The sequence below is a fragment of the Microcoleus sp. PH2017_28_MFU_U_A genome, from assembly GCF_020738035.1.
Classification (GTDB): Bacteria; Cyanobacteriota; Cyanobacteriia; order Cyanobacteriales; family Microcoleaceae; genus Microcoleus.
This window is the reverse complement of the sequence record NZ_JAEQCX010000141.1, coordinates 1-18,851: the sequence shown is the minus strand read 5'-3', so window position 1 is coordinate 18,851 and position 18,851 is coordinate 1. Positions and strand designations below refer to the sequence as shown.

General features: G+C 45.0%; 15 protein-coding genes and 1 pseudogene. 8 read left to right on the top strand and 8 right to left on the bottom strand.

Annotated features, from left to right (window positions below):
• Window positions 1–247: 247 nt before the first annotated feature.
• Window positions 248–1,891, top strand: a complete 1,644-nt coding sequence (locus JGK14_RS29860) for an NB-ARC domain-containing protein (RefSeq protein ID WP_293186387.1) — start codon at window positions 248–250, stop codon at window positions 1,889–1,891.
• A gap of 497 nt (window positions 1,892–2,388) precedes the next feature.
• Window positions 2,389–2,673 (top strand): hypothetical protein, encoded by a 285-nt coding sequence (locus tag JGK14_RS29855; protein ID WP_293208304.1) that lies wholly within the window; start codon window positions 2,389–2,391, stop codon window positions 2,671–2,673.
• A 2-nt stretch (window positions 2,674–2,675) separates the two neighbouring features.
• Here the strand turns inward: JGK14_RS29855 and JGK14_RS29850 are convergent, their stop codons facing one another.
• The 6 genes from JGK14_RS29850 to JGK14_RS29825 form a co-directional block, all read right to left on the bottom strand.
• Window positions 2,676–4,406 (bottom strand): NAD(P)H-quinone oxidoreductase subunit 4, encoded by a 1,731-nt coding sequence (locus JGK14_RS29850; RefSeq protein WP_293186389.1) that lies wholly within the window; start codon window positions 4,404–4,406, stop codon window positions 2,676–2,678.
• Window positions 4,407–4,720: 314 nt separating this feature from the next.
• Window positions 4,721–5,422 (bottom strand): DUF4079 domain-containing protein, encoded by a 702-nt coding sequence (locus JGK14_RS29845; protein WP_325315837.1) that lies wholly within the window; start codon window positions 5,420–5,422, stop codon window positions 4,721–4,723.
• A gap of 32 nt (window positions 5,423–5,454) precedes the next feature.
• Window positions 5,455–7,728, bottom strand: coding sequence for a glycosyltransferase (locus JGK14_RS29840; protein WP_325315836.1), 2,274 nt, complete (start codon window positions 7,726–7,728; stop codon window positions 5,455–5,457).
• Between the two features lie 211 nt (window positions 7,729–7,939).
• The gene (locus JGK14_RS29835) at window positions 7,940–8,686 is read right to left on the bottom strand and encodes a YHS domain-containing (seleno)protein (RefSeq protein WP_293186395.1); all 747 of its coding nucleotides are present in this window, start codon (window positions 8,684–8,686) and stop codon (window positions 7,940–7,942) included.
• 183 nt (window positions 8,687–8,869) lie between these two features.
• Entirely contained in the window at window positions 8,870–9,715 is an 846-nt protein-coding gene (locus JGK14_RS29830; RefSeq protein ID WP_293198777.1) for a cytochrome c biogenesis protein CcdA, read from the bottom strand.
• A 227-nt stretch (window positions 9,716–9,942) separates the two neighbouring features.
• On the bottom strand, window positions 9,943–10,497 hold the full coding sequence (locus JGK14_RS29825; RefSeq protein ID WP_325315835.1) for a TlpA family protein disulfide reductase: 555 nt from the start codon (window positions 10,495–10,497) through the stop codon (window positions 9,943–9,945).
• Between the two features lie 429 nt (window positions 10,498–10,926).
• Here JGK14_RS29825 and JGK14_RS29820 point away from each other — a divergent pair, with 429 nt between their 5' ends.
• The 3 genes from JGK14_RS29820 to JGK14_RS29810 all read left to right on the top strand — a co-directional run bounded on the left by JGK14_RS29820 (window position 10,927) and on the right by JGK14_RS29810 (window position 14,044).
• Window positions 10,927–11,538, top strand: a complete 612-nt coding sequence (locus tag JGK14_RS29820; RefSeq protein WP_293186401.1) for a cupin — start codon at window positions 10,927–10,929, stop codon at window positions 11,536–11,538.
• Between the two features lie 365 nt (window positions 11,539–11,903).
• Window positions 11,904–13,358, top strand: a complete 1,455-nt coding sequence (locus JGK14_RS29815; RefSeq protein ID WP_325315834.1) for a HAMP domain-containing sensor histidine kinase — start codon at window positions 11,904–11,906, stop codon at window positions 13,356–13,358.
• Window positions 13,355–14,044 (top strand): response regulator transcription factor, encoded by a 690-nt coding sequence (locus tag JGK14_RS29810; RefSeq protein WP_293186405.1) that lies wholly within the window; start codon window positions 13,355–13,357, stop codon window positions 14,042–14,044. Before JGK14_RS29815 ends, JGK14_RS29810 begins: the two co-directional genes overlap by 4 nt.
• A 335-nt stretch (window positions 14,045–14,379) precedes the next feature.
• Here JGK14_RS29810 and JGK14_RS29805 read toward each other — a convergent pair whose 3' ends face one another.
• Entirely contained in the window at window positions 14,380–15,312 is a 933-nt protein-coding gene (locus JGK14_RS29805) for an ADP-ribosylglycohydrolase family protein (RefSeq protein ID WP_293323824.1), read from the bottom strand.
• Window positions 15,313–15,712: 400 nt separating this feature from the next.
• Here JGK14_RS29805 and minC point away from each other — a divergent pair, with 400 nt between their 5' ends.
• Window positions 15,713–16,510 (top strand): septum site-determining protein MinC, encoded by a 798-nt coding sequence (minC, locus tag JGK14_RS29800; protein ID WP_293213809.1) that lies wholly within the window; start codon window positions 15,713–15,715, stop codon window positions 16,508–16,510.
• A 4-nt stretch (window positions 16,511–16,514) separates the two neighbouring features.
• On the opposite strand, the gene JGK14_RS29795 is transcribed toward minC, so the two are convergent.
• Window positions 16,515–16,640 carry a hypothetical protein gene (locus JGK14_RS29795; protein ID WP_293323821.1) on the bottom strand — a complete coding sequence of 42 codons (126 nt, stop codon included), beginning with the start codon at window positions 16,638–16,640 and terminating at the stop codon, window positions 16,515–16,517.
• Between the two features lie 310 nt (window positions 16,641–16,950).
• On the opposite strand from JGK14_RS29795, the gene minD reads away from it, so the two are divergent.
• Window positions 16,951–17,757, top strand: a complete 807-nt coding sequence (minD, locus tag JGK14_RS29790; RefSeq protein ID WP_293187202.1) for a septum site-determining protein MinD — start codon at window positions 16,951–16,953, stop codon at window positions 17,755–17,757.
• 215 nt (window positions 17,758–17,972) lie between these two features.
• A pseudogene (minE, locus tag JGK14_RS29785) lies at window positions 17,973–18,251 on the top strand (cell division topological specificity factor MinE); the annotation flags it as partial.
• Window positions 18,252–18,851: the final 600 nt, after the last annotated feature.

The window sequence follows — 18,851 nt, the reverse complement described above, 5'->3', positions numbered from 1 at the left end:
AATGGGATAGAGAGCTGCGTAGTTCAGCCAAGGCGGGTCAATCCGCTCGAAGTGAAAGCGAAAGGGGAGGGACTGGAAGCCTCCCATGTCATGTAATAGATGACTATACTTTTACCAGCTATAAATATCTCAAACGGCCCTCCAAGACCGACAAGCAAGCTGAAAATTGACGCATTCAATTGTTTGCCCGCGAGAACTCAGAGAATATAATAGAAGATAGATTTTTAGTACAGGCGAGATTCCTACCTTGACTACTCCGATTCCTCAAAACTTTGTGCAAACGATCGCGAAAGAGCGCGGTGTCACAGATGCCGAGTTAGAGACTGTGTTTATGGCTCTCGACGGTCAATCTACGGCTACCATCGCAACCAAGCTTGGCATCAGCGATATCGCCGTTCGCAAAAGACTAGGCGAAGTTTACAAAAAGTTTCAGATCGCGGGGAATGGCCCTGGAAAGCTCTCGGAATTGAGGCATCAGTTGCTATTTTCTTACCACACGGAGCAGGGCTCGATTGATTTTAGTCAAGGTAAAGGATCTCTATTCAAAACGCCGATAGGACGGCGACAAGAAGATTGGGACCAAGCACCGGATGTGGCAGTTTTTTACGGGCGGACTGAAGAATTAACTACTTTAAAGCAGTGGATTGTATCCGATAATTGTCGCGTAGTAGCGCTGCTGGGTTTGGCTGGTAGTGGGAAAACAACTCTGTCGGTGCAGTTGGCAAAACAGGTACAGCATGAGTTTGATTTTGTGATTTGGCGATCGCTGCGATCGGCACCAACAGCATCCGACTTCCTCACTAGCTTAATTCAACTTTTTGCTAACCAACAAAAGTCCGCTCTGCCGTTAGCGGAGCCCTCGCAGGCGATCGACTTTAACGGCAAAATTTCGCGCCTAGTCGAGTATCTGCGCCAGCAGCGCTGTCTGATAATTTTAGACGATTTTGAAGCAGTGCTCAAACCAGAAGAACTAGCGGGACATTACCGCGAAGGCTGTGAAGGATATCGAGATTTAATTGTGCGGCTGTGTGAAGTCAATCACCAGAGCTGTTTTGTCCTAGTTAGTGCCGAAGAACCTACGGAAATGGCTTTGCTAGCTGGAGAAAAAGTGCGGTTTTTAAAGCCTGCTATTTCCGAGGAAATAGCCCGAGATATTTTCAAAGAAAAAGGTTTGTCCGCCCAAGATAGAGAATGGGAAATCTTGTTAGCCCGGTACGGAGGCAATCTGTTAGCAATCAAGATTGTGGCAACAACGATTAACGAGTTTTTTGAAGGAAATGTTGTCAAGTTTTTGGAAGCGACGGCGTTATTTATTGAAGAACACATCAGCAATTTACTCGCGCAGCAGTTCGATCGAATGTCAAATTCAGAACAAGAGATTTCCTACTGGCTGGCTATTGCTCAAAGTCCGATTTCCCTAGCGAGTTTGCGAGAGCAGATGTTAGTCAATTCGTCTCTTTCTGATTTGGTAAAAAATCTCGATTCTCTCGGCCGTCGCTTTCTAATCGAAAAAATAAGTGAGAGCGGGCAAACTGTTTTTAGGCTGAAGCCTTTAATCGTGCAATATGTAAGTGAAAGATTAGTCGAGCAGATTCAAGCGGAGGTTTTGGAGACCGTCAAAATGCAAGGAATAGAAAGAATGTGGCTGTTAAAAACTCACAATCTTAGTAGGAGTGTTGCTCAACAAAAAGAAAGTAAAGAGGCTCGCAGTCGCTCAATTGTAGAATTAGTTAAAAATCGGCTGCAAGTGTTGTTTCTGAAAACTGTAGGTTCGGAAGAACCGCTAAATATCCTGACGAAAGTTGCCTCGGGGCTGGAAGATAAATCGATGCTTGAGGTGGGATATGCTAGGGAAAATTTAGCTCAGATTATTTTAGGAATTCGGCGCTAGTATCAGATCCGGCAAATTACACCAATTATGCAAAATACTGCAATAGTATTTGTAGGTGTGTCGCCCTAAAAAATCCTTCAACAGTTGACAGTTGACAGTTGACAGTTGACAGTTTGAGAGCGACATCTACCTAGAAGGAAGAGGATTGGAGTAATGAATAGTCTGATTTAAATTTCTCCCTCACTCGTGTTCCGGCTTTCAACCAATTATTTCTGGTAAATTCAATCGACAATCTGACGGCGATGCACCTTAAACGATATTTGAGAAAACAAGGGAAAAAATTGTTTTGCCGCCATAGTTTTTGTCAATCGTATAATAAACTTCATCGGTTCGTAGTGCGGACTTAAGTCCGCTCTCCGGCTGCGGACTTAAGTCCGCACTACGAACCGTTTTTGTTATGGCGATCGACCTGAAATGAAATGATATGATAGGTCAACCGCAAATGTCAATCAAATAAATACAGATCGACGCAGATTCATTTCAAATCAAAATAGTTTGTGAATGAGCGCAAGAAGTCTCAGGTGCGTCGGGAGCATCTCATTTTTGAAAAAAGCATTTTTTATGATAGTGCGATCGCGCTTGATGCTCCCGGTGCGTGGTGCGGATCTATGAGATTGTCGATTTTTCCCGATAAATTTTCGATGGCGACGCACCCTACGATTCTGTCAACTGTCAACTGTCAACTGTCAACTGTCAACTGTCAACTGCCTTATGCAACAAAAAAACGATCGCCCTTTAACAAAAGCGATCGCCCAATTTTCAGCAAAAACAGAATTGGATAAAATTATTTGACAATACCCAAAACCGATGCAGATTCAGATCCGGTAATTTTGCCCAAAGCAGGTACTGTTGGAGCCTGTGCAATTTTGGGTGCCAAAAATCCCTTCGCATAAATCTGAGGATTTTGTTGAACGATGAGGGTGTAAGATTGGCGGACTTCGGCGTTAACAGCCACAGTCTTCGCGTCGTAAACCTGCATCGCCATGTTCGGATAAAAACCAATGCCGACAATCGGGATCAAGAAGCAAAATGCGATCGCCACTTCGCGAGGTTGAGCATCGATAAACTTTGCATCACCAGGCAAAACGCAACTATTACCGAAACAAACCGCTTCATCCAGATTGTTTCGCTGATTCCGCAAATCTAGATCTTCTAGATCGCAAGCTGCCAATGTTCCACAGTTGTAAAATAACTGTCGCAGCATCGAGAGCAAATAAATCGGTGTCAAAATCAGTCCCACTGCCGCCAGGAACACTATTACTGCGCGGAAAGAAGTACCGTACATATCGCTAGTTGCGACGCCCACAAAAACTGATAATTCGCTAGCAAAACCGCTCATCCCGGGGAGTGCTAAAGAAGCCATCGCGCCTGCTGTAAACAAAGCAAACACTTTTGGCATCACTTTTCCAATCTCGCCCATCTCGTCCATGATCATGGTATGGGTGCGATCGTAAGTCACGCCAGCCAGGAAAAACAATACTGAGGCGATCAAACCGTGGGAAATCATTTGCAGCAGCGCCCCGTTGATTCCCAAATCCGTGAAGGAAGCAATACCCAACAACACGAATCCCATGTGAGAAATCGACGAATTCGCAAGTCGGCGCTTCATGTTGGTTTGGCCGAAGGAATTCAGCGCGCCGTAGATAATGTTAACTACGCCGAGCACCGCCATAATCGGTGCAAAGTAAACGTGTGCTTTCGGAAGAAGTTCCAAATTCAAGCGAATCAGTCCGTAGCCGCCCATTTTCAGCAGCACGCCGGCCAGAATCATCGACACAGGAGAAGATGCTTCACCGTGGGCATCAGGCAGCCATGTGTGAAAGGGGAAAATCGCGAGTTTCACGCCGAAGGCAATAAACAATCCCGCATAAAGTAGGATTTCTAAACCTAGCGGATAGTCCTTCAAGCCCAGTTCTACCATGTCGAAGGTAACGTTTCCTCCGCCGTAGAATCCCATTGCTAAGGCAGCGACGAGAATAAAGATAGAAGCGCCGGCGGTGTAAATCAAGAATTTGGTGGCTGCGTAGCGACGGTTTTGTCCGCCCCAAATCGAGATTAGCAAGTACACCGGAATTAGTTCTAATTCCCAGACAATGAACAGCAGCATGATGTCTTGGGCGACAAATACTCCGATTTGTGCCGAGTACATCACCAGCATTAGGAAGTAGAAAAGTCGCGGCTTGCGATCGACTTCCCATGCAGCAAAAATAGATAGTGTCGTCACCAATCCCGCCAATAACACCAGCGGAACCGACAATCCGTCAACCGAAACAGACCAGTTGAGGCCTAAAGAGGGTATCCAGGAATATTTCTCGACGATTTGGAAAGTGGAGATGCTCGGATCGTAGTGCGTCCAAAACACCCAGCACATTAATACAAAATCTGCAATGCCTACGCCCAGGGCATACCAACGCACAGTTTTGCCGTCTGTATCGGGCAGAAAAGGGATGGCGAGGGCAGCTACGAGGGGTAGCATGACAATTGCGGTCAGCCAAGGAAATTGATCCGCTATCATGATATTGAGAATAAATACTTAGTTGAAAGTTACGACTATTGTAATACTTAATTTTAATAAAAACTTAAGATTTGCAAATATTTCTTTTATATTAATGGTAAAAAAAGCATAAACATAGATTCCCCAAAATGTCAAGATACTTAGTAGGTATTTATCTAACTTGTTGAAAATCATGCAACAGTCTCCGTAGGGTGCGCCGCCATTCTTGAATCCCTGCATGGCGGATCTGACAGCGACGCACCTGTTCGGTGTACTAGCCTAGCCGTAATAATTAATTATTCTGTAGCACGAGTTTTTATTGCTGGCACTGTGACTCAGGGTTTGGGGCAAGTCTTATTGGGGAAGTCACAGCTATAAATATAGGGTTTCTGCCAACTCAGGGGAATTTCCAACAAATCCCTGGTTCCGGTCATTCCTTGTCCCAAAAAGAGCAATACAGCGATCGAGTTCAAGATGACATGGACTGTGCGCCAGCGATTCGATCGATCTTTGTAAATGTCTTGAACGATCGCCAGGGAGAAAACCATCAGCAGTGCAGCAGCTATGCCAATGTAGTAGTGAGACCAATACCATTCATCGGTGCGCCGAAAAACGCCATCTTGAGCGCCAAGAATCACCAAGCCAGCACCCGTCAGAGTCGCAAATACGCCCCGCCACATAGCAGGTGTCGATCGATATAACATGACCAAAGAGGCGATCGTAGCAACAAACATCAGAATAATGAAAATTACCTGAAACGAGTTTTTGCTCCAAACATCCTTGCTCAAAATATGATCGAAAATTGGGTAGCCCAGACCCAACAGAGTTACTCCTACCACAGATCCCGACAGAATTTTACCTGCTTTGACGTGTTCGCCGCCGACTACAGGGGGAATTTTGCTCTTATCTCCAGATGCAACTTGCTGGCGGCGCTGCCTAGTTTGCCAAGCCATATTCAGCACAATGCCCAGCATTGGAAAAACGATCGCCACAGCTAAAACAGGATGCAGCAAAGCCAGAAAATCTTTAATTTCCATAAAGCACCTTTTTGTTTTTAAACTGGATCAAACTAAATTTTTGAGATTTTGACGAAATCGATCGCCCGAGTGCGATCGAACAAAACGCGAGGCTTCAATAAAATCCCAAATAGCAGGAAGAGAGACTTTAACTCACCAGGAGCGCAAGAGCGTTTCCATTGATTCGGACGACAGAACAACATCTCAACCAGACATCGATGTTGCGGCAAAGCCAATTCATCAAACCGGATGTGTACCGAGGGAAATTCATTACTAAAATCTACCCGAGTTATCTCTCCTTGCAGCCTCAAATTTTCTTCCATAATTTTGAGCTTGACTGAAAGCATTTCTCCTGGAATCAGCGCAGGGAATCCGGCTTGAGTAATCTCTAGATGAACTCCCACTTCAGAAATAAAAGTAGTCACGCCCCAAAAGATTTGTCCGTCGATCGCCAGCCGTACCAATCGACGCAAATCAAACCATTCGTATCGATCGGACTTAGGAGCATCTAACAATATTAACAGCGTAATGCTGATAATTAAAAGGTTGTAGGTGCTCCAAATCCAACCAATCCCCAACCCTTTGAGCTGCTGGATGATTTCCGGCTCTGAGGCGTGCATCTGAAATTGAATCAAACAGGTTCCCAGAACGTGCCACAGGCTGATGGCATTGGGAATAAATAATAGCAGCAACGGTAGCGCTAATTTCCAGTTGAACGAAAAGCGATCGCTCACAGTGCCTTTGGCTGTGACGTTAAATCCTTTGGAGAAGGGAGACAGCATCACCCCAAAGACGGTCAAAACCAGCGGGAATGCCAGTACCAGTGAATAAATATCAGAGAGTAATGCCGATCGCGCTCGATGATTCAACCAGGAGAAAACCGTCAACTGCACCAAATAATAGGGCAGAAAAAAGTACAGCATTTCTTGAACAGTAGCTCGGATGGGAATCACACCCAAAAAGGAATAAGCTAAGGGCATCAACAGAAAGCCGATACGCGGAATGCTACCAAACCAATTCAGGAGTCCTTCTAAATGCGCGAGTCGCTGAATCAGGTTTAATCCGGGGATAGTCAGCGGATTGGAATCAATAAAAAAAGCTTGTAAAGTTCCGCGCGCCCAGCGCAGCCGTTGAGTGGCGTAAGCAGAAATATTTTCTGCTGCTAAACCAGCGCTGAGTTTTTCGTTGAGATACACTAAGCGATAGCCTTTAGCAGAAAGTTTAATCCCTGTGAAATAGTCTTCACTGAGGGATTCGGTAACAAATCCTCCGGCATCTTCTAAGGCGCTGCGCCTGACAACAAAGGAGGTTCCAGAACAAACTACACTGCCGGCGCCATCTTTGAGCGGTTCAATTTGGCGGTAGAAAACCTCTTCTTCCGGCGCAATAACATTATCCAAACCTAAGTTACGGGCGATCGGGTCAGCATTGTAATAACTTTGAGGCGTTTGAACCAGGGCAACTTTCGGATCTTGGAAGAAACCAACGGTGCGAATCAGAAAGTTTTTGGTAGGGATAAAGTCGGCATCAAAAACAACGATGAAATCTCCTTGAGTATGAGTCAAAGCATGATTCAAATTCCCGGCTTTTGCATGGTGATTATTAGCTCTAGTGCGGTATTCACACCCTAATTCCTCTGCAATTTGCCGAATTTCTTCACGGCGCGTATCATCGAGGAGATAGATTTTTTTATTGGCATAGTCGATGGCTTGACAACCAATAACAGTGCGTTTGAGAATATAGGCAGGCTCGTTGTAAGTGGGAATCAAAACATCAACTGCTGGTGTGAATCTACCCTCAACTATATCGATCGCCAACCGATTCGCTTCTGAATGCCGATCCTTGACGCGCAACATCAAAAATAACTGAAGGATATTGGTCAGCAAGAGGAAAAGTTCTAGGAGAAACAACCCAATGCTAAACACTCCATCTAAGGGATTGGATACATTTAAAGTTGTGAGCGATCGCCACAGCAGATAGCGAGTCACCAACACCAACAAAATGCCGATGACTGCAACCCGCGACCAGGTTCGGGGTACGGGCGAAACACGCATAATCAGCCAAGCAATAGCCAGCAGAGCGATCGTAGGTGTTAGTAAAGACTCCCCCATTACCATTGGCACTTCCAGCCACATTGGAGGATGATTCTGCATCGATTGGAGTTTGGCAAATAGATGATAGAGAGTGCCGTTACCCGAAAACCAAGCTGCAACCACTCCACCGGTTAGGATAACTGAACCTAACATGACGAGGGTGGCGATCGGTATCCGGTTGCTGCGGGCACTGTCTCGACGATGCCAGCCCAAAGAATTCAGCCATGAAGTCATATTTTTTTTGAGGAAAATGTATGAACGGGTGTGGGGTGCGCGTCCCGCCCGCCCTCTTAGGAACAGGCAAGATGCCTGTGCCACCAGAGGTCAAATTTGTTGTGGGGTGTCCCGCCCGCCCTTGCCCGAAGGGGCCACAGGCAAGATGCCTGTGCCACCAGACATTTTCTTGTGGGATGGGCGTCCCGCCCGCCCTAAGTCCTATTTGAAGTTAACGAAACAGTTCTTTGTTATTCAGAATAGTCGGCCAATTCTTGTTTGCTAAAGCAATGTGACCGGGAATATCACCCATCCACTGTGCCTGTACTTTCTTGTCGTAGTTGAGATAAAGCTTCCCATTAACAATTTTCCAGGCATCAGGCTGGGTTGCAACAAGATTGCCTTCACTGGCAGCCTGAGCGCAATATCCACCGTATTGAGGAGCATACTTTTCAGGATTTTTGGCAAACATATCGCGGTTGGCTGCACTAGCAAATATCCAAGTTGTTCCGCCCCAATTCTGTTTAAATTGGCTAACTCCCATCACTAATTTGCCTTGGGTGAAATAGGCTACAACATCCTGACCATCAAGAGCCACACCTTTCTCGGTGTAATACTTAGGATGAACAGTTGTTGTGCTGCTTTTTCCAGCACAAGGATTGGCTTTACCAGCGCAAGGATTGGCTTTACCAGCGCAAGGATTGGCTTTTCCAGCACAAGGATTGGCTTTTCCAGCACAAGGATTTTTACCAGCACAAGGATTGGCTTTACCAGCACAAGGATTGGCTTTTCCAGCACAAGGATTTTTACCAGCGCAAGGGTTGGCTTTTCCAGCGCAAGGATTGGCTTCTGCAATCTTGGATGAAACGGTTGTAGAGTTTAAGTTGGTGGAAGCCTTGAAGTTGGCGTAGCTAACATTAGCTGTTGCCAAGCCTAAAATGGTGGCAATGGCGATCGTGGTAATGTATTTTACTTTCATGTGTTTAATCTCCAGATGAATTGTTAGTAATTTCAGACCTGATATTTGCTTGATTTTTTTACTCTCTGGCAACTCTGCTGACAGTTAGTTATCTTCAAGACTTGAGGTTATTTACATTAACACTCAAGAAAATGAGTCCTAAATGAGGAAGAACTGGATCGGAGATAAAATTCTCATAAGTTGCTAAAAAAACCAGCGAACACCCTCAATCATGTAATACAAACCTGTCAAAATTAGAGCGACACTACCAAATCTCAGAATCGACTCGGAATGCTGCATCAAAGTCTTAGCTTGCTTGGCAAAACCAGTCAATAGACTGGCAAGAAAGATGATGCTTGTATATCCGAGAGCATAACAGATCATGGTCAAGGTTCCTAGCAATTGTGAACCAGTAGCCCCTCCCGCTGCCAGCACAGCAAATAAAACCGGACTAGCGCAAGGAGAACTCACCAAACCAAAAGTCACTCCTACCCCATATGGTCCCAAATTTGAAGCATTTATATTGATTCCCGGTAAAGGCAATTTCACAATTCCTAGCAAGCTAAAACCCATGATAAAAATGATAATTCCTACAACAATATTGATGTAGCCCCGGTAGTCTACCATGACAGCCCCGGCAAATGAGGATGCCAGCCCAAAAAAGCTGAGAATTGTCACAACTCCCAACACAAACAAACTGGCTTTAAGAAAAGCATCTCGCTTGGAAGTGATATTTCGGGTACCAATATAACTCAAGTTAACGGGTAACATTGCCAGAATACAGGGTGAAATGCTGGCGATTAAACCACCGATAAAGGCTAGGGGAAACAATACCAGTGGGTTAGCTGTATCTTGCTGGCTGAACCATTGCTGATAGTTGTTTTCAGTTACCGAAATCAGATGTTCAATTGCCTGAGAAAACGGGCCTGCGAACGCCAGTGCCAGCACTAACCCTAGTAATGCCAATCCACCCAAAAATAGCCATTTATTCGGAGATTTAAAATTTTTGGTACTTTTATCTTGGGGTTCATACTTTTGAATATCTGTCATGGCTTCTCCTAGAATATTTAATAGGATTTACGCAAAAGTAAGTAGATTGGCGAAAACAAATATTACTGTGTAACAGCATATAAAAAAAACCTAGTTTTTTAGCTAATTTGATGTTTTAGACTGTTTTAGACGCATAAATTTCGTAAAAACCCGGTTTTCGATCTCGCCTATGCACTCTTATCATGCGTAAATCCTGTTCGATCGATTTACCTATAACCTGCAAGCAGCTATTTTTTAGCAAGCGCTTGATCGAGCACGGTTGTATAGGCAGATTTGTTGGGATTGTTGCGATGCTGTGCTAGAATATTTCCTGTGGCAGGGTCGATGATGGTTAGACTTCCCGTTTGAGACTTATTCGCTGCGAAAAATTGGCTGAGTCCTAACTGTTTCGCTTTTGCTTCTGCTTGAGAAGTGGTTGATTTATCTGTCACATCTAGCACCACAAAATTCACTTTTCCTACATATTGCTGTTTCAGTTGGGAAAGCGTAGGGGCAATGTTTTTGCAGCCAGCACACCAGGCTGCATAAACGTCAACTACGACGGGCTTTCCTTGCACTTCTTTTGCTAGCGGGCCTCCTACGTTTTTTTGCTTTGATGCACAGGGGTTTTTGGAAGCGCAGGGATTTTTGGAAGCGCAGGGGTTTTTGGAAGCGCAGGGGTTGGTTTGTGCGATCGCACTATTAGTTATAGCAGAGGTATTGAGTGTCGTTGCAGTCACCAGCGATACTGTAACTACCAAACTACTTAGACACAAGCTGAGCCATAATGCTGGTTTACGCATATTCAATCTCCAAAATCTAGGGTTTATGTACAAGAAGGCGAATAGAAAACTCTTGGAGTTTCAATCCTGAATCTGAATTGAGACCGAGAGTAACTTATGCCTCTGTGACTTGAGATTAACAGCATTAATTTAGAGAAATATGAGCGTAAGATGAAGATCGGATAGATTTTAGATAAAATCATGAGTGGTTGCTAATTGGTCAACCCCAGATTAAGGCAGATTAAGGCAGATTAAGGCAGATAATTTCAAGATGCTTCTCAACTTTGGCGCTTTTGTCTAAAGTTTGAGATTAATTGATTCGCGTCTTCAGCTAAAATTCATCTTTTATTTAGGAAAATATCATCTAGTTGCCAGGAAGGTCTTATAGAGTGGAGATTAACCATGACTATTTTTTAGTAGTGCAGTCATTTAACAGTGAGTTGAGCAGTGATGACAGGAAAAAACTTGTTTGTGACTAATGATGGACAATACCGTGTTTCTGAGGATACCAGTCAAATTGAAGATTTGACTCATCCCTACCGACTTTATCGCTTTTTAACTGATTTGGAAGATGTATTAGACCAAATTAGTGATGATTATTTACGACTCCAGGCAATTTGTCCCCTGGTTCGCAGGTTGTTAGATAGTTCTTCCTGGCTGCAAATTGCTCTTCTCGAACCTGACTCGGAGACGGGATGGGCGGTACAAACTCTTTATGATGAACCGTTTTTTCCTCTGACTGTGCAGTTGGTGGCTTGGGCTCCGGGTGCTGTTTCTCCAATTCACAATCATGCTAGTTGGGGACTGGTGGCGCTACTGGGTGGAGAGGAGAAAAATACTTTGTGGAGGCGATCGCCAATTCCGAAGTTTCCCGATAAAATTCAAACAGTGGGAGATATTTTGCTTGCACCGGGTGACATTTTGTGCTTGATGCCCGATGCGATTCATCATGTGGAAGCGCTGGGAGATGAACCAACTATTAGTTTTAATCTTTATGGTGAAACAGATTATGCTCGACGCTTTGAATTTAATCAGATTAAAGGTACTGCGGAGATTTTTTAAGGGATAAATTTCGGGATTGAGCGATTGAGCGATCGCAGATGAAAGGCAGATGCAACACAGATAAATGCAGATAATTTTAAGAGATAAAATTGCATGAGTACCAGAGGTGTTTGGGGTGCATCTGCGTTAATAACTTATATGCGGTCATGGTTCGCTCTCTTTAAAAACCAGATGCACCCGGTTTTTGTCAGGTGCGTCGCTGCGAGATTATCAATCTTTAGTTAGGATTTTTCGCAGGCTACGCACCCTAGGACTCATATCCAATCAACCGGGTTTTTTAGCTTATATTATGGTCTAAACGTGTCTTTTCGTCAAAAATATGGTTTATGACTTTTCGTTAATCCCTCGCTACTCCTAACTAAACAATGAAGCGTATTCGGCAATTAAGAGCAACCATTGACAATCTCAAGAGCAAGCGATTTTCTACTTCTTCGCTTCAGTTTCGCTTGACTCTGGAATTGCTGGTACTATCGATTTTAGGACTTAGCAGTGTGGCATTTTGGGCTGGCTGGCAACGATCGCAAAATCTAGTAGTTGCTCATAAAAAAACGCTGGAATATATTGGAATCCGGTTTCCCGAACAGGTGGAACTTTATAGTGAAATGGGTTCTCTAGAAATTGGTTTAAGCCGCAGCGTTCATCAAGCTTCGACAGGGGGAATTATGGTGTGGGTGAAGCGCAATGATGGGATGCTGTTGGTGAATTCACCTGATATGGATATGCAATCTTCTAAGATTACGAAGATGATTTCGTTGACGGAAGTACCTGCTGAGCCGACTTTTGTTCGGGTTGCCGATCGCTATTTGGTAATCTGTAGCACAACTCTGAGGATTAAAAATCAGTTGTTGGGTACGGTATATTTCTCTCAAGATATCACGGACGAGCAACATGAGTTAAATGATGGGATTCGGAGTTTAATTATGGTCAGTGTTGTGGTAATTTTAGTGTTGATCGTGGCGATCGCCAGTCGCATACGTCATGCTCTGGCCCCTCTGGAAGAGATGAGTCAGGTTGCTAGCACTTTGTCTGCTGATAATTTGCAGGCGGCAAAACTCCAACTGCATCAGGCTCCTGATGAGATTTTAGGACTTGCACAAACCTTTAATGAAATGTTGTTTAGATTATCCGGTTCCTGGGAGCAACAGCGCCAATTTGTGGGTAATGTTTCCCATGAATTACGCACTCCCCTGACGGTGGTAGTTGGTTATTTACAAAGTTTGCTGCGGCGCAGCACTAATTTAAGCGACTATCAGCAGCAAGCACTGGAAACGGCGGTTGGTGAAACTGAACGCACGATTCGGATGTTAGAAGATTTGCTGGATTTGGCGCGGGCTGATAGTGGCAATTTGCACTTTCGTTTGCATCCGGTGATTCTGAATACTCTGGTGGCTGAGGTGGCAGAAATGAGTGCAAAGGTTAGCAATCGGCAAGTTATTTTGATGTCAACTGATGAGGATGTTGTCGCCTGTGCGGATCAGGATCGTTTACAACAAGTTTTAATTAATTTAGTTGATAATGCTATCAAGTATTCTGCTCCCGAACAACCTGTTGAGTTAGTCTTAGAAAAGAGGGAACAGCAGGTGATGGTTCATGTGCGCGATCGCGGAATAGGTATTTCTCTCCCGCACCAAAAACGGATTTTCGAGCGGTTTTACCGAGTGGATGAGTCGATGACGCGCTCTAGAGACGGTACTGGGTTGGGATTGGCGATCGCCAAAAGCCTGATCGAAGGTATGGAAGGACGTATCGCGATCCGCTCTAAACCGGGAGAAGGTAGTATTTTTACTATCACCTTACCTGTTTGGAATCCGCAGCTATGAGCGATCGCATTCTCCTTGTTGAAGATGACCCGAAACTGGCAAAGTTCATCGAATCTGAACTTACTCTAGAAGGATATCACGTCACTGTCGCCCCCAACGGATTGGATGGATTAACCCTCGCCCGCACGGCTGAACCGGATTTGTTGATTTTAGATTGGATGCTTCCGGGTATCTCTGGATTGGATATTTGTTTGAGATTGCGATCGACTGGCGTGCAAGTACCAATAATTATATTAACAGCAAAGGATGAAGTACCCGATCGCGTAACGGGATTAAATGCTGGCGCTGATGATTATGTAACGAAGCCTTTCAGTATGGAAGAGCTCCTCGCGAGGGTGAAAGCACGCCTGCGCCGAACTCAACCAAATGACCCGGATAGCTTAGAATTTGAAGACTTAATCTTAAATTGTTTAACCCGTGAAGTTTATCGAGGAAATCAACTAATTGAACTCACGGCAAAAGAGTTTGATTTGTTGGAATTTTTGCTGCGGAATCCCCGTCAAGTCATTACGCGCGATCGCATCTTAGAAAAAGTCTGGGGTTACGATTTTATGGGCGAGTCAAATATTATTGAAGTGTATATTCGGGCGTTGCGGATTAAGTTAGAAGCAAATAACTCAAAACGGCTGCTGCATACGGTTCGAGGAGTTGGCTACGTGTTGCGAGAGCATCGCGCCGTCTCCTAATTTTAGTTAGGGATTACGCGCAAAAAAGGTACGTAGTTGCGCTTCAGCGCTCTTATGGTGATTATACACTAAGCGAGTTACACACCAAAAAATCCCATGAAAGTCATACCTCATCTATCTGAGAAGGGCTATATGAGTTACGCACAAAAAATCTGATAAACCGGGTATTTCAACTGGTGTAAGAAAACATTTTTCTACCGAAATTACGCAACTGGCATATTCAAAAAGGTACGTGGTTGTGCTTGAGCGCTGAAGCGCAACTACGTACCTAAGAAAATATTTAAGTATTGTGACACTTGCGATCGCGAACTGTTGTACAAAAACTCGGTTTATAGTCACTCGTGCGTAAGTCCTACAGTCAAGAGTTGTTCGGCGAAAGATGCAATTAAAGAGCTATGTGCCAATTGCGAGAGCCATTTTTGTGGTATAGCAGATTCACCGTAAAAAGCTCCCGCCAACTGTCCGTAAACCGCACCAGTTGTATCCGCATCGTCGCCCAAATTCACAGCCAACAAACACCCTTCGGCAAAAGACGAACTGTTATAAAACGCCCAAAGTGCCGCCTCCAAAGACTTAACCACGTAACCAGTACCCTTAATTTCAGGAGGTTGTCGCCGCTTAAAAGAACCCGCCGCAATTTCATCAATTTCTGCCACCAGCGGGTGCGCGGCCCAATATTCGGCGATCGCACAATATCTTTCCGAAAGCAAAACTTCTTTACTAACTCCATTCACAGCCCCCGCAATTAAAGTACCAAAATAGCGGCAAGCATCGACGCAAGTAGCAGCACCGTGAGTAGTGCGAGAACTTTCTCCAGATTTGTCTATGACTTCTAAAGGATTTTTCGCATAAAACAAAGGTACCGGAGCCAAACGCATAATCGAACCATTTCCAGCAGCCCAAGAATCAGTAGAACCGCAGTAAGGCTTTTTTGTATCTTGAAAATGCCAAAGTGCTTGTTGCACCGTATTGCCAATATCAAAACACTTGCCCGTACTGCTCAAATGTCCGTCTCGCCGCCACTTCAAATAAGTTTCTAATTGATGGACTGGATCGAAACCTTTTTTTTCAATCAAACTTTCGGCTAAACAAAGTGCCATTGATGTATCATCCGTCCACTGTCCCGGTTGCAGTCGAAACGGGCCGCCGCCAATCATATCGTTAATCGGCTCAAAGGTTCCGGGGCGACAAAACTCTAAAGTTGTTCCCAAAGCGTCGCCAACTGCTAAACCGATCAGACTGCCGCGATAACGTTCTATTTGCTGCATAGTAATTTTCAGTTGACAGTTGATAGTTGTGAAAAGAAGGAAGAGGATAGGAGTAATGAATCGTTTGATTTTAATCTCTACCTCAAAGGGAAAGGCTTTCAACTAATGCTTTCTGGTAAAGCAATAATTGCCTAAGTTAGACAAATGTGGTTAGACGTGCTACTTATAGCAGTAAAATACGCAGTTTACAGCCACTGTATTCCGCTCTTGATTCTCTTTCTCTGTGTCCTCTGCGCCCTCTGCGGTAAATCAAAAAAATCTTGTTCAAAAATGAAATAGAATTGCCCTACTTGCGGTTAAAAATAAAAAAAACCAGAGTTTTCGCCTAAAAGGCTGAGGCAAAAGACGACTCAAGCTAATATTGATGTTAACCTGTCCCTACCCGAGATCGAACAGTCCCATGACACCCGATGCCTCAACAGCCGCTGCTGCCACCCCTCAATCAACACCCGAAGTTAGCTTAGATCTGCAAGTCCGACTTAAGACTGAAGATGGACAGCTATTGTTGCTACTTCCCCCAGAAACGAACAACGAACCTGGAAGTGGTACGGCATCGACTTGGACTGAACTTTGCCAGCAGTTAAAAGTCAGGCTGAATGCTGGAGAACGTTTTTGGCAGCCGAATGCCGAAGTACAATTGATGGGCAGCGATCGACTTTTGGATATCCGCCAACTGCAAGAAATCGCCGATGCCCTCTTGGAAGCGGAACTGCAACTCAAACGAGTCCACACCAGCCGCCGCCAAACGGCCGTTGCCGCAGCTACGGCAGGCTATTCTGTAGAACAGCAGCCTCCGGTTTCTACCCTGAGTAAATCCGCCGACAAACCGCAATCGCTGGCGGAACCTTTATATTTGCAGATGACTGTGCGATCGGGCGTAGAAATTCGTCACCCAGGGACGATCGTACTTTTGGGAGATGTAAATCCCGGTGGCTCAGTCGTCGCCGGAGGCGATATCCTGGTTTGGGGCCGTTTGCGGGGCGTCGTGCACGCGGGTGCCGGCGGCAACACCAACAGCGTGATTATGACCTTGCAGATGGAACCGATGGTGATTAGGATTGCTAAGTACGTTGCCAGAGGCCCAGAAGCCTCACCCGCTCAGTTTTTCCCGGAAGTCGCCTATGTGACGCCTCAGGGGATTCGGATCGGTAGAGCCTCTGATTTTGACAAATCGCAGTTAATGGGCGGTAATGGGTAATTGGTCATTGGTAATGGGTAATGGGTAATTGGTAATGGGTAATGGGTAATTGGTAATGGGTAATTGGTAATTTGTAATTGGTAATTGGTAATGGGTAATGGGTAATGGGTAATGCTGTTTCAACCTGCATTTGATAATTTTTGTCTTGGCTAAATCAGTCATTAAAGGACGATGGAAAATATCAATGAAACTTCCTCTAAAATTTGTCTAACAATCAGACTTATTAGTTGTGAGCGTTGAGTTGATTCAAGGAATAAAAGATGCTGGCTAAATTACCAAATACTAATGGCGAATAATCGACAAACATCAGAATAATTCGCAATTATTCGCAATTACCAATTCGCAATTACCAATTCGCAATTACCAATTCGCAATTACCAATTCGCAATTACCAATTCGCAATTACCAATTCGCAATTACCAATAAATCTAAAATCGCTTATGGCTCGCATTATTGTTGTTACATCAGGGAAAGGCGGAGTGGGAAAAACTACCTCCACAGCCAATCTCGGCATGGCTTTAGCTAAGCGGGGGCGCACCGTTGCGGTAATTGATGCCGATTTCGGCCTCAGAAATTTAGACTTGCTGCTGGGCTTAGAAAACCGCATTGTTTACACGGCATTAGAAGTTCTCGCCGGAGAGTGTCGCTTAGAGCAAGCTTTGGTGAAAGATAAGCGGCAGCCGCGCTTGGTGCTGTTACCGGCGGCCCAAACTCGGATGAAGGATGCCATCAGCGCCGACCAAATGAAGCAGCTTGTGGGGATGTTGGCACCAAAATATGACTATATTTTGATCGACTCTCCGGCTGGAATTGAGCAGGGTTTCCAAAATGCGATCGCCCCGGCGCAAGAAGGTATCATTGTCACGACTCCAGAAATCGCTGCTGTCCGCGATGCCGATCGAGTCATCGGCCTGCTGGAAGCCAACAATGTCAAGAAAATCAGGCTAATCGTCAACCGGATCAGGCCTGCAATGGTGCTGGCAAATGATATGATGTCGGTGCAAGACGTGCGGGAAATCCTTGCCATTCCGCTGTTAGGCGTCGTTCCCGACGACGAGCGGGTCATCGTTTCCACCAACCGAGGCGAACCATTAGTATTGTCGGAAACGACCTCTTTAGCTGGAACTGCCTTCGACAATATTGCCCGCCGTTTAGAAGGCGAAAAAGTTGATTTTTTAGATCTCACTCCCCGTCGGGAAACGTTTTTCACTCGCCTCCGCAAGTTTTTCAATACTAAAATTATGTGATGTGCTGCCCTATTGGCGATCGACCTTTAATAGCAGCCACTGCATCGCAAAAACTAGCCGAAAAATTCCCGGAGTAAAACCATTTCGCAAAAAGCATCAAACTGCTGCCCCCGACTCCAAACCAGACGGGAATAAGTCATTCCCCAATCTAAAATCTAAAATCTAAAATCGCCTGACTTTTTCTATGCCCAACCATTGACAAACCCGCCGCAACCATGATATACACACTTCTCGAACGACTTTTCCCGCGCATCCCTGACAACAGCCGCGACGATGTAAAACGCCGCCTCAAACTCGTTCTAGCCCACGATCGGTCAGAACTCAGCCCCGAAATGGTTGAGTCTATGCGCCGAGAAATTCTAGAGGTGGTGTCTCGCTACGTGGAAATTGATACCACTGAGTCAGAGTTCGGTCTCGAAAGCGACCAGCGGGCTATGTCACTGATCGCAAATCTGCCGATCCGGCGAGTGAGACTGGAAAATCCACCGGAAAATTTGCCCTATAAATTGCCGGAAAAATTGCCAGAGAATCTACCTGAAAAGGTAGCTGAGTATGTACCCGAGTATGTAGTCGAAACTCTCCCCGAAACTACAGAGTGATAGAAATTAGGATTTTCTTTTCAGTAAATGAGTGCGATCGGCTCGCCATTTAAATTAAACTATCTCTCTACAATTAAAATCTTGTGGGGTGGGCTAAGATTGTCCGCCCCAAATATGTTATTTAAATTGGGAAAAGCTTGTAATCTCGTTTCCGCTGGCATCAGAATCATGATTTTACCAGTGCGAGCGTCCCCGCTCGCAAGTTATCTCCTCTCGCGAGCGGGGACGATCGCACTGGCATAATTCTGACGATTCAAATATATAAATTCAATACGGTTGACTTAAGAAGAATCTGACTTGCAAAAAATGCCTGTATTGCCTAGAAAATCGTCAGATAAAATTTCTAAAAAAGCGTTAAGTAAACCGTATTGATATATAATTCCGATGCCACCGGAGACGATATTATCTCCTGTCGCGAGCGGGGACGCTCGCACTGGCAGAATTCTGCTGTTACTGGATTTGACCGGAAACGATATTATCTCCTGTCGCGAGCGG